Origin of the sequence: Aeromonas sp. 600479 (assembly GCF_049175515.1) — a bacterium.
GTDB lineage: Bacteria > Pseudomonadota > Gammaproteobacteria > Enterobacterales > Aeromonadaceae > Aeromonas > Aeromonas veronii_A.
On sequence record NZ_JAAKVF010000006.1, the window covers coordinates 30,208 to 42,266 of the forward strand.

General features: G+C 60.1%; 9 protein-coding genes. 2 read left to right on the plus strand and 7 right to left on the minus strand.

What is annotated here, in order from left to right; translation table 11 throughout:
• Window positions 1–177 precede the first annotated feature (177 nt).
• From ligA to G5149_RS08775, 3 genes are all read right to left on the minus strand, one after another.
• Window positions 178–2,190, minus strand: a complete 2,013-nt coding sequence (gene ligA, locus G5149_RS08765) for an NAD-dependent DNA ligase LigA (protein WP_421212269.1) — start codon at window positions 2,188–2,190, stop codon at window positions 178–180.
• Window positions 2,191–2,289: 99 nt separating this feature from the next.
• Window positions 2,290–3,420, minus strand: a complete 1,131-nt coding sequence (zipA, locus tag G5149_RS08770; RefSeq protein WP_005347811.1) for a cell division protein ZipA — start codon at window positions 3,418–3,420, stop codon at window positions 2,290–2,292.
• A 15-nt stretch (window positions 3,421–3,435) separates the two neighbouring features.
• A complete protein-coding gene (locus tag G5149_RS08775) occupies window positions 3,436–6,810 on the minus strand; it encodes an AAA family ATPase (RefSeq protein WP_337072414.1) in 3,375 nt (1,124 codons plus the stop codon).
• A 213-nt stretch (window positions 6,811–7,023) separates the two neighbouring features.
• On the opposite strand from G5149_RS08775, the gene cysZ reads away from it, so the two are divergent.
• Window positions 7,024–7,788: a sulfate transporter CysZ gene (gene cysZ, locus G5149_RS08780; protein ID WP_337072415.1), complete on the plus strand. Its 765-nt coding sequence runs from the start codon at window positions 7,024–7,026 to the stop codon at window positions 7,786–7,788.
• A 146-nt stretch (window positions 7,789–7,934) separates the two neighbouring features.
• Complete coding sequence (locus G5149_RS08785) at window positions 7,935–8,549, plus strand: trimeric intracellular cation channel family protein (protein WP_005338456.1); 615 nt, start codon at window positions 7,935–7,937, stop codon at window positions 8,547–8,549.
• Between the two features lie 85 nt (window positions 8,550–8,634).
• On the opposite strand, the gene G5149_RS08790 is transcribed toward G5149_RS08785, so the two are convergent.
• The 4 genes from G5149_RS08790 to G5149_RS08805 form a co-directional block, all read right to left on the minus strand.
• The gene (locus G5149_RS08790; RefSeq protein WP_219594582.1) at window positions 8,635–8,886 is read right to left on the minus strand and encodes a DUF3862 domain-containing protein; all 252 of its coding nucleotides are present in this window, start codon (window positions 8,884–8,886) and stop codon (window positions 8,635–8,637) included.
• Between the two features lie 47 nt (window positions 8,887–8,933).
• On the minus strand, window positions 8,934–9,479 hold the full coding sequence (locus tag G5149_RS08795) for a DUF882 domain-containing protein (protein WP_033136140.1): 546 nt from the start codon (window positions 9,477–9,479) through the stop codon (window positions 8,934–8,936).
• A gap of 165 nt (window positions 9,480–9,644) precedes the next feature.
• Window positions 9,645–11,129 carry a L,D-transpeptidase family protein gene (locus tag G5149_RS08800; protein WP_236347378.1) on the minus strand — a complete coding sequence of 495 codons (1,485 nt, stop codon included), beginning with the start codon at window positions 11,127–11,129 and terminating at the stop codon, window positions 9,645–9,647.
• 79 nt (window positions 11,130–11,208) lie between these two features.
• Entirely contained in the window at window positions 11,209–11,973 is a 765-nt protein-coding gene (locus G5149_RS08805) for a substrate-binding periplasmic protein (RefSeq protein WP_419772924.1), read from the minus strand.
• Between the last annotated feature and the right edge of the window lie 86 nt (window positions 11,974–12,059).

Sequence of the window (12,059 nt, forward strand, 5' to 3'; positions counted from 1 at the left end):
CTTCGGCTTGATGCATCAGGTGGCCTTGTAGAGTGTTGCCATACTGATTGAGCAAACTGAGCACTCGGGAAATATTGCTCAGGCGCTTGCTGCTCCCCCGCAAAAAATGGTGATAGCGGGGGAATAAAAAACAACCCGGCACGAATGCCGGGTTGTTTTTTTATCAGAGAGACGAACTCAGCTCTGGCCTTGCAACGCCTGTTGCAGCTCCTCTTCGGTCCAGATGGTGATACCGAGCTCCTGTGCCTTGGCCAGCTTGGAACCGGCCGCTTCCCCCGCGACCAGCACATCGGTCTTGGCAGATACAGAGCCCGCCACCTTGGCCCCCAGCGCCTGCAATGCCGCCTTGGCGTCGTTGCGCGACAAGGTGGTCAGGGTGCCGGTCAGCACGAAGGTCTTGCCGGCAAAGGGTTGCTCCGCGGCCTCTTTCTTCTCGATGGCCGGCCAGTGGATGCCGGCAGCCAGCAAGGCTTCCAGCACCTCCACGTTGTGGGGCTGACGCAGGAAGTAGTAGACATGCTTGGCCACCACATCACCCACATCGGCCACTTCGAGCAGTTGCTCCACCGAGGCCGCGCGCAGGGCATCCAGGGTGAGGAAGTGATTGGCAAGGTTGAGCGCAGTCGCCTCCCCTACTTCGCGGATCCCAAGGGCAAACAGGAAACGCGGCAGGGTGGTGCTACGCGCCGCATCGATGGCGGCTACCAGATTGAGGGCCGATTTTTGCCCCATCCGCTCAAGACCTGCCAGCTGGATGGCGTTGAGGCTGAACAGATCGGCGGGGGTCTTCACCAGCCCCTTGTCCACCAGCTGTTCGACAATCTTGTCGCCAAGGCCGTCCACATCCATGGCACGACGGGCGGCGAAGTGCTTGATCGCCTCCTTGCGCTGCGCCTCGCAGAACAGGCCGCCGGAGCAGCGGGCAACCGCCTCTCCTTCCAGCCGCTCCACCGCAGAGCCACAGACCGGACACTCGGTCGGGAAGAGGATCGCACGGGCGTCGCTTGGGCGCTGCGCCTCCACCACTGCGACGATCTGCGGGATCACGTCCCCTGCCCGGCGCACGATCACGGTATCGCCGACCATGACGCCAAGGCGCTCGATCTCGTCGGCGTTGTGTAAAGTGGCGTTGGAGACGGTGACGCCGCCGACAAACACCGGCTTGAGCTTGGCCACCGGCGTCACGGCGCCGGTACGGCCAACCTGAAACTCGACGTTCTCAAGCAGAGTCATCTCCTCCTGCGCCGGGAACTTGTGGGCGGTCGCCCAGCGCGGGGCGCGGGCCACAAAGCCCAGCTCCTCTTGCAGAGCGATGGCATCCACCTTGTAGACCACGCCGTCGATCTCGTAAGGCAGCTCGCCACGGCGGGCCAGAATGTCGTCGTGGAACGCCTGACAACCGGCAGCCCCCTCTTTGAGTTTCACCTCGGGACTAAGCGGCAGCCCCCACTCCTTGAGCTGATTGAGGCGACCAAAGTGAGAGTCACCGAGCAGCTCGCCGCCAACACCGACACCGTAAGCGTAAAAGCTCAGGGGACGGCTGGCGGTGATGCGTGAATCGAGTTGACGCAGGCTGCCGGCGGCGGCGTTGCGCGGGTTGACGAACACCTTCTCGCTCGCTGCCAGCGCCTTGGCGTTCATCGCCTCAAAACCGGCCTTGGGCATAAAGACTTCGCCACGCACCTCGAGCCGCTCTGGCCAGCCAGTGCCGCGCAGCGCGAGCGGAATGGCCTTGATGGTGCGCACGTTCTCGGTGATCTCCTCACCAGTGGCGCCATCGCCCCGGGTGGCCGCCTGCACCAGCTGACCATTTACATAGAGCAGGCTCACCGCCAGACCGTCGAGCTTGGGCTCGCAGCAGAAGGTGAAACGCACGTCACGCTTGAGGCGATCGCTCATCCGTTGTTCGAACGCCAGCAACTCTTCGCTGCTAAAGACGTTATCCAGACTCAGCATGGGGATCTCGTGGCGCACCTGTTTGAAGGCGGTCAGCGGCTGACCGCCGACCCGCACGCTCGGGGAAGCCGGAGTTTTTAGCTCGGGATGGTCGGCCTCCAGCGCGATCAGTTCGCGCATCAAACGGTCGTATTCAGCATCCGGTACGGTCGGGTTATCCAGCACATAGTACTGATGACCATATTCGGTAAGCAGCTCACACAGTTGACGGTGGCGGGAGAGAATATCGCTCATGAAAAAGTCTCGAAGTGTGATTGAAAATCCGGCCCGGGGTAGAAACAAAAATGCGGTACCTGGGTACCGCACTTTTATCTATTCGACCCGCATGGCGTATTAGTCGCGGCTGGCCTCGTAGGCAGCCAGTTCATGCCGGTAACGGGCAATAGTCTCGTCACTCAGCGGGCTGCGCTCCATATCGGTCAGCATGGCATCGAGATCGCTGGCCAGTTGATCGGCGGCCTGCAGCATATCCTCGAAGGCAAACGCGGCGTTGCTGCGCAGCGGCAGCTGCATGAACAGGGAGACACCCGGCGTGGTGAACTGCTCCATCCGGTACGGGTTAAAGGTGCCCGGCTTGACCATGTTGATCATGGAGAAGAGCACTTCCCCCTTGCCATTGGCATCTTCGTGACGGTGGAAGATATCCATCTCGCCAAATTTGAAGCCAAGCGCCATCAGGGAGGAGAGCAGAGTCGCCCCTTGCAGCTCATGCCCCGGGCGGCCCATCAGGTTGATGACATAGACATCCTGCCAGATTTTTTCTACCGGCTGGGGAGCTGAGCGAGGTTCTGCAACGGGAGCCTCGTAGACGGGCTCTTCGTAAAGAGGTTCAGGTTCCACATGGCGTGGCTGGGCCTTCACTTCAGGTTCAGTGGCTCGCACAGGCTCATTTCGCACACCAAAGGTGGGCGCTGTGGCATAAGCAGGCTCGATCAGCGGCTCGTCATCCTGAACAGGCATGACTGGCTCGCGCTGGGGACGTGAACGGTAGACCGGGGTACGGCGATTGACCTGGGCCGGTTTGCGTACCGGAGCGGCAGGCTCTTGCGCAATGACGTCAGGCAGCGGCTCATCAAAGCCCGGTTCCTCTTCTTCATAGGCAGGAGGCGGCGGAACCGGACGGGCAGCAGGCTTGCGCACGACGGGCGGTGGCAGTTCATCCTCATCATCTTCATCGTCAAAGGCGGGCACGGCGGCACGGCGACCAAACTCCGGCTGAAGGCTCTCTTCACTGCGCAGCTTGGGCTCGGCACGGCGGCCACTGCTGACTACACGCACCTGACCGATGCCATCGCTGTCGAAGGCGTCATCATCGCGGTTTCGCGATTTGGATTCCATCCGGCCAAGGGGTTTCTCTTTGATCGGTGCCTGACGATTCTTTCTGTTGCTCCACAACCCGTGAATGAGCAATGCCGCGATGGCAATACCGCCCAGGGCAACCAAGATGTAACGCAATTCCTGCATTAGCTGCTTCTCTTTCTAGTTTTGCTCAGCCAAAGCGACGGCTTCACCGATATCGACCGACACAATGCGCGAAACCCCGGGCTCTTGCATCGTGACGCCAACCAGCTGCTCAGCCATCTCCATGGAGACCTTATTATGACTGATGTAAACGAACTGTACTGTGCTCGACATCTCTTTGACAAGAGAACAGAAGCGACCGACGTTCACTTCATCGAGCGGTGCATCCACCTCATCCAGCAGACAAAAAGGTGCTGGGTTGAGTCTGAAGATGGCAAAAACCAGCGCAAGCGCGGTTAACGCCTTCTCCCCCCCGGAAAGCAGGGCAATGGTAGCATTCTTCTTACCCGGAGGTCTCGCCATGATGCTCACTCCGGCCTCCAAAAGATCATCGGAGGTGAGCTCAAGCCAGGCACTGCCCCCACCGAACACTTTCGGAAAGAGGGATTTTAAATCTTCGTTGACCTTATCGAAAGTGTCCCGGAACCGTATTTGTGTCTCTTTATCAATTCTTTTAATGGCTTGGCTCAAGGTTTCCAGCGCTTGCTCAAGATCCTGACACTGATTTTCAAGATAGGTTGCTCGCGTTTTCGCCTCTTCGTACTCCTCCAGCGCCGCCAGGTTGATGGCGCCGAGTGCCTCCACTTGCGCCTCCAGGGTCTGGATCTCCTGCCGCAGCTTGCTGCGATCTGCAGCGATCAGCACCGCCTGATCGAGATCTACCAGTCGAACCCCCAGCTCTTCGAACTGCTCGTGCAGCCCCTGTCGACGGGTGAGGCTGCGTTCACGCTCAAGGCGCAGGGTTGCCAGCTTCTCTTGCAAGGTAACAAGCTGCTTGTGATCGGCTCTTCTGGCCTGTTCCAGCTCGGTCAGCTGGCGCTCCAGCTCCGCAAGCCGTTGATGGCAGGCGAGCTGCTGCGCCTCCAGATTGCGCTGCTCGGCCAGCAGGGGCGCCAGATCCGGCACTGCCTCGCTATCCGGCCCTTTCAGCCCGGCCAGCTCCAGCCCGAGCCTCGCCAGCTCCTCTTCACCCAGGGTAATGAGTTGGCGCAGATTGCCCAACTCCAGTTGCAAACGCTGGCAGGCCGCTTGTTGCTGCTCGCGGCGCACTCGCGCCTCATCGACCGCCCGCTCGCAGCGGGTCAGCTGCTCCTGCGCGACCTGCAACCCTTGTGTCAGCGGCTCCCCCTGCTCCTGCAACTCGGCAAGGCGCGCCTCATCGAGTTCCAGTTGTTCACGGGCGCTGGCCAGTCGCTCTGCCTCTTCGGCCTGCTCCTGATCAAGCCGGATCAGCTCTTCGCCGAGCTGACCGAGCCGCTGCAACCGCTCCTGCCGCTGACCCTGTTGCAGGCTCCAGGCTTCGCGCAGTTGTTGCCATTTCTGCTCTTGCTCGCGCAAGGTTCGCTGCGACAACTCATGCGCACTGGCAAGCTGGGCACGCCGGGCATCGGCAGCCACAAGTTGCTCGCTCAGCTGTGCCTGCCCCGCGGCAACCTTCTCCAGCTCGGTGTGCAACCGCTCACGCTCACCGAGCAGCGCCATGGTGCCGAGCGCCGCGCCCAGCCCCAGATCGGCCCAGTTTGGCCCCAGCCAGTCGCCAGCAGGAGTCAGTACCGACTCACCGGCCGCAAGGCTTGGCTGGCGGGCCAATGCGGCCTCCCGGCTCTCCACCAGCCAGATGGCATTGAGGAAGGCGGGAATGTGCTTGCCGCCCAGTTGCGCCGCCAGCGTACCGGCAACCGCCGGTTGTGCCGGGCCAATCCAGAGTCCCTCTTGCGCCAGATTGCACTCGTCCGCTGGCGTTGCGGTGAGCCAGCGACCCAGCACCTTATCGAGCGCCTGTGCCCACTCGGGGGCAACTTGCAACCGGTCGGCCAGAGTCACCCCCTCCATCTGTTCGCCGAGGATCTGATCCAGCGTCGCCAGCCGCGCCTCCAACTCCCGCTGCAGGCTCAACTGCTGGCCATGCTGCTGCTTGAGTTGTTCATGGGTGTGGACAGCCTGCGCCAGCTGCTCGGTCAGCTCGTCATTGGCCGCCCGCGTCAGCTCCAGCTCACCACTCAGGGCATCGAGGGCCGGTTGCAGATCGTCGGCCTCTGCGCCGAGGGGGCCAGCGCGTTCATCTTCCAGCTTGAGGCGCGCCAGCCGGGTCTTGGCTTGCAGCTCCTGCAAACCACCCAACCGGGTACGGGTCTGATTGAGTTGCCCCTGCACCCCGGCCAACTGTTGCTGCCACTGCTGCTGGCGCAAGCGGGCTTGTTCCAGTTGCTCGCTGGCGTGCTGGCGAGCCTCCTGCTGCTCGGTAAGCAACTGCTCACACTGCTCCAGCCGAGCGCTCTCCTGCTCAGCGCGCAATACCCCTTCGGTCAGTTGATCCTGCTGGCTGGCCAGCTGCGCCTTGCGGGTGGCAATCCGCTCGCCCAGCGCCTCTGCACGGGCCTGCCAGTCGCGCCCCAGTTCACTCTGGTGCAGTTGCTGCTGTTCGAGACGGGCGATGGCCTGCCCGCCGAGAAAAATCTGTTGCTGACGGCTCGCCTGCTCGGCTTGCGCCTCTTGTCTGGCGACCGACAGGGTGACGTGGCGCCCCTCATCGGCGGTACGCTTGGCATCGAGCGCCGCCAGCGCCTGCTCGGCATGTGCCAGTTCGGTTTTGGCCTCGCCAAGGCGCGTCTCCAGCGCCCACAACTCGGAGCCAATCAGCTCGGCGCGAGCGGCGCGCGAACGACTCTTGAGCTGTTTGTAGCGTTCGGCGGTTTCGGCCTGGGCTTTGAGGTGCTCAAGGCGCGAACCCAGCTCGCCGCGAATATCGCCGAGGCGCTCCAGGTTCTCCTGAGTGTGGCGAATGCGCTGCTCGGTCTCGCGGCGCCGCTCCTTGTAACGGGAGACCCCGGCGGCCTCTTCCATAAAGAGCTTGAGATCGGCCGGGCGCGACTCCACCAGTCGGCTGACAGTGCCCTGCTCGATAATGGCGTAGCTGCGGGGGCCAAGACCGGTGCCGAGGAAGAGGTCGGTCACATCCTTGCGGCGGCACTTCTGGCCGTTGATCTGATAGTGGTTGGAGCCGTCGCGCAGCACTTCGCGGCGCACCGAGATCTCGGTAAAGCGGCCGAACTCGCCGGGCACCCGGTTGTGGGGATTGTCGAACACCAGCTCGACCGAGGCGCGCCCGTGCGCACTGCGATTGATAGAGCCGTTGAAGATGACATCGGTCATGTTCTCGCCGCGCAGATGACGGGCGGAGCTCTCCCCCAACACCCAGCGCACCGCGTCGATGACGTTGGATTTGCCACAGCCATTGGGGCCCACCACGGCGGTCATGTCTGCCGACAGTTCGATGCGGGTCGGCTCGACGAACGACTTGAAGCCGGCGAGTTTGATCAGTTTCAGACGCATGGCGACCTGTATCAGTGGCTAAATAAAGAGGAGGCGGGCAGGCGATTTTACCAAATCCAGACCCGGCTTTGTTTGTAATATGCAGGCATCATCCCCATTCATGCCCGACTTTTGGTCGCCACGGCACGAAATAAGGAATAGTCGGCGACTTTACCAAATCAAAGGCTTGTTTGTAATATGCTGGCAGTTCTCCCATGCATAGATGGAGCTCACATGAGCCAATCACCCCATATGGTCAAAGATTCAATCAGCGGTGCAGACTACTTTCTGCGCGGGTTTTCCCTTATTCGCCAACCGGGCATCCGCACCTTTGTGCTGATCCCCCTGCTGGTCAACTTCGTGCTGTTTGCCGGGGCCTTCTATGCCCTGCTGCTGCAACTGGACGGCCTGTTCGCCTGGCTCCACCAGCAGATCCCCGCCTGGCTCGACTGGCTGGACTACCTGCTGTGGCCCATCGCCCTCATCACCATACTGGTGGTCTTCTCCTTTATCTTCAGCTCGGTTGCCAACTGGGTAGCCGCCCCCTTCAACGGCCTGCTGGCGGAGAAGGTGGAGCAGATCCTCACCGGTAAGCCCGCCAATGACGGCGGCATGCTGGATATCGTCAAGGATGTGCCACGCACCTTCGGCCGCGAATGGACCAAGCTGAAGTATTACCTGCCCAAGGCCATTGGCTGCCTGATCCTGTTCCTGATCCCGGTGGTGGGCCAGACCCTGGCGCCGGTGCTCTGGTTCCTGTTCAGCGCCTGGATGATGGCGATCCAGTATGTGGATTATCCGTTCGACAACCACAAGATCGACTTCATCACCATGCGTGACGCCTTGAAGCAACGCCGTGGCAAGTGCCTCAGCTTCGGCGCTTTGGTGACCCTCTTCTCCGCCATTCCGGTGGTGAACCTCTTCGTGATGCCGGTCGCCATCTGTGGTGCCACCGCCATGTGGGTCGATCACTACCGGAAGGAGCAGCTGGGGCGCTAACCCTTGAACATTGATTAGGAAAAGGCACCCGAAACGGTGCCTTTTTCGCATTTAGCATGAATTAAATTAATGCATGCATTCGATAGCTTGTCCCATATGACACGAGTTGGTAGGATTCTGGCCTTTCTCGTTCCCTGGGATATCTCATGTTACATGCACTCTTCTTGGTTGGCTTGGTGGCCGAAGGGATGACCGGCGCGCTGGCCGCGGGTCGGCGACGGATGGACCTGTTTGGTGTGGTGATCATCGCCTCGGCGACGGCCATCGGTGGTGGCACTATTCGTGATGTGCTGCTCGGCCACTATCCGCTGCTCTGGATTGAACATCCGGAATATGTGCTGCTGGTTGCCGCAGCCGCGATGGCGGGTGTGGTCTCCGCCCCCCTGATGCGCTATCTCGGCAAGCTGTTCATGGCCCTTGATGCCCTGGGACTGGTGGTCTTCTCCATCTTCGGTGCGGCCCGGGCGCTGGATATGGGCCACGGCGCCGGTATTGCCTGCATCATGGCGGTAGTGACCGGGGTCTTTGGCGGGGTGCTGCGGGATCTGCTCTGCCAGCGGATTCCACTGGTATTTCGTCGCGAGCTCTATGCAGCCATTTCGCTGATCACCGCAGCGCTTTACTGTCTGGCGCTGGATCAGGGCTTGCCGACCAACTGGGCCGCGTTCGGTTCCATCGGGATCGGCTTTGTACTACGACTGCTGGCGGTTCGCTTCAAGTGGGGACTGCCCACCTTCAACTATCAATACGCCACCCACTGAGTACGCCAGCTTCTGGCGAGGGGGGTTGGATTGCGAGCAACAAAAAAGCGCCCGAGTGGCGCTTTTTTCATGGACGTTCTGCGACTCAGTTAATCCCTTCCGAGCTGAAGAAGGTCGCCTTGTCGGCGATAAAGCGGATCTTGATGTTCTTCCCTTCCCCGCCCCAAAGGCAGCTGGTGGTGCCCAAGGCATCATCACAACGCTCCGCCTTGCCCAGAATGGTGCTGGCCTCGGCGTAACTCATCCCCATCTTCAACTGGTCATAATTTTCACGGTTGAGCTTGCTGCAACCGGTCAACGACAGGGCGATCAGGCCGCCAATCACTATCTTTTTCATCGCTATCTCCTCACTGGTGGGAAGAGCTTGGCAGCTTGCCAACCCCTTTACCAGCTGCGAACCGGGCCGGTATCGAGGTGAACGAAGTTGTCACGGGGATAGTAGCCGACCCCACCCACCTTGAGATTGAGGGCCGCCTTGCGCAGATGGGCCAGCTGAACGCCGGGGATCCGCACATCCACCGCCTGCCCCAGGGTGTGGTAACTGTGCTTGGCCACGCCGCGGCTCTTGTGACGCTTCTGGCGATTGGTGGCCGGTGCCCGATAACCGGAGATCAGCTGGATTTCGCTGCGCCGACCCAGCTTGTGCTGCAACAGGAACAGCTGATCAAACAGCTTCTTGTCGATGTTGAACACTTCGTTGCGCCGGTAATCGCGGAAAATGTGATTGAGCTCGGCCAACCCGTCGCTCAGATAGTGGCCATTTTCCCAATAGCTGGCGCGCACCCGCTCGCCGGTATTGAGATTGAAGAAACTGAGTTCACGCCCGGTGGTACTGCGGCTGGCCAGTGCAGGGAAGGAGATCAGCGAGCTGCCCAGCAGGCAACCGGCTCCCAGCAACAGGCGACGTCGACTTATCTCTTGTTCCAGCATAAGGGGTTCGTCCATCGCAGATTCAAGCGAAAAATAGTTGAATAAGATCACTGATTGAATGTGATACAGGCGCTTGAAACTACCCTCCGGCAGGGGGAGCTGTCAAACCTCAATCGCCCATAGAAAAGCCCGGCACAGGCCGGGCTTTTCACTCTGTGGCAGGGATCACAGCAGGCGGCTCTGGAAGCTGACCCGATCAAATCCGTAGATGTCGTTGCGCAGTTGCTGGCGACCATTTTCGTCGATCCAGCTGCTCCAATAGACGGTAAAGACCGGGATCGGCGTGGTGAGCGGCAACCATTTGGTCTGGCTCTCCTTGAGGATATTGGCCACCTTGTCCGGCTGATAGCGGGAATCTGCCAGCAACAGCTCGGCCAGATCGTCCGCATGTTCCACCCGGATGCAGCCCGAACTGAAGGCGCGTGCCCCCTGCTCGAACAGCGCCTTGCGCGGGGTGGAGTGCAGATAGATGGCGTCATTGTTGGGCAGGTAGAACTTGTAGCGTCCCAGGGCATTGTGATCACCCGGCTTTTGCCGCAGGCGATAGGGGAAACCGGCGGCCAGCGCCTGATGCCAGCCCTCTTCGGTGAACTGCACCGGGTTGCCCTCGCTGTCGATCACCTCGAACTGCTCGCGACTCAGATAGGCGGGATCGCGCCCCAACTTGGGCAGGATGTCCTTGCTCAGGATGGAGCGCGGCACATGCCAGGAGGGGTTGAGCACGATGGAGCGAATTTCGCTGGCCAGAATGGGGGTGGCCCGCTGCTCCTTGCCGACAATAACCCGGCTGGTGAATACCTCGTTGCCGGACTCCACCACGCTGAGCCGATAGTCGGGAATATTGACCAGCACATAGCGTGGCTTGCTCAGCTGATCCACAAGATCACGACGCCACAGGTTGCGCAACAGCAAGCTGGCACGCACTTGCGGGCCGGTATTGAGCCAGGAGCGGGTCTGACGGCCGATGATACCGTCCGCGGTGAGCCCATGACGACGCTGGAACTGTTTGATGGCCTGCTCGGTATCACCATCGTAAATCTGATCACCATGGCTCGGAGCACTGTCGCCCAGCTCGTTGAGCATGGCGCGGATCTGACCGAGCTCGGCTGAGCTCTCTCCGGCACGCAGGGTCGGCATATCAAGGGTCGGCCACTTGCTGGCCATAGGCATCGCCAGCAGTTTGTGCACTTTTGCCCGCACCGCCTCGTATTCCGCCACCTGGGGGCGCAGGGATTTCACCTGGGTGAGCAGATCATCATCGCTGGGTTTGGTCACCACAGGGCGCTTCAAATCAAGCTTGAGGGTCTTCATCTGCTCGCGAGAGACCAGATCCATCCCTCGCCAGGCGTGCTGAAAACGGGCTAGCTTGGTAAAGACCTCGTCATAGATAGCACTGCGCTGCGCTGCCGGCGTAGCCTGCAGGCGCTTCCACAGCGTGAAAAAATCGGGGTGCAGCTGGGCCAGCACAGCTTCTTGCAACTGCTGTTCCAGCTCGACACGGGCCTGTTCGGCCTGACTGCCCTGATACCAGTCATGACGGGTTTCAGTCACCGCCACAACGACTTGAGCCTCTGCCGCGTGCACTAATCCGGCAGGCAAACAGCCAAACCAGAGCAGATTGGCAAGGGCCACCCAATACTTCATCCCCATGGATACCTCAAAACGATTGATGCACGTAGTCAAACACGACCATCAGGCCGCTCATGATGCGTGAATGGCTAACAGTTTGCTAGTTTCCTGGCGCATAGCGTCGCAAGATAATGTCATATTCGTCGCTGCGCTGGAATTCTGCCAAAACCTGGTTGAAACGCTGCAAAAATTGCGGAGATATGGTGCGCTTGCTCATCATGAAAAAGCCCGGAGATTCATACACGACCATAGGATGATATGAGAACTGACTGCTCATTCCCTCCTTGCTCAACCCACTGGGAGTCGCCAGCATGTCACCGAGGAAGCCATCGATGCGCCCACGGGCCAGCTTCTCGTAATTCTGTTTGTCGCTCACCGCACTCACCTGGCCGGCATAGCGGCCGAGCAGAGCCATCACTTCATCACCATAAAAATACTCTTTGGTCACGCCGAGGGCGTAGCCTTTGGCGAGCCAGCTAGCCAGATCCTGCTCGGGGTAATGGCTGCCCTTGCGAACCCACAACAGTGTGCGACCCGGATTATAGGCATCTGAAAACCACGCATAACGGGTGCGCTCATCGTTGATGTTTGCCTCCATCGCCATATCGACCTCGCCTAACTTAACCTCCTGAAGTATGCGCTTCCATGGCAACTCCCTAAACTCGATCTCGCAGCCCATTCTGGTCAAAACCGCAGTGAGCACCTCGGCGGCATAGCCACGCACCTGAGCAGGATAGCTTTTATCGTGATAGTGATAGGGTGGCCAGTTATCAAAACCGGCCTTGATAGGTGCAGGACAGAGCGTGGAGGCTGAGAGAGATGAAATCCAGCCAAAGAACAAGCACGCCTGGAACATCCACTTCATGGGTCATCCTTGACGAAACGATGAATCATCATAATTCCTCCCCTGAAAAATGGCGATAGAGGCCGCATCACCGGCAGCATCTGTAA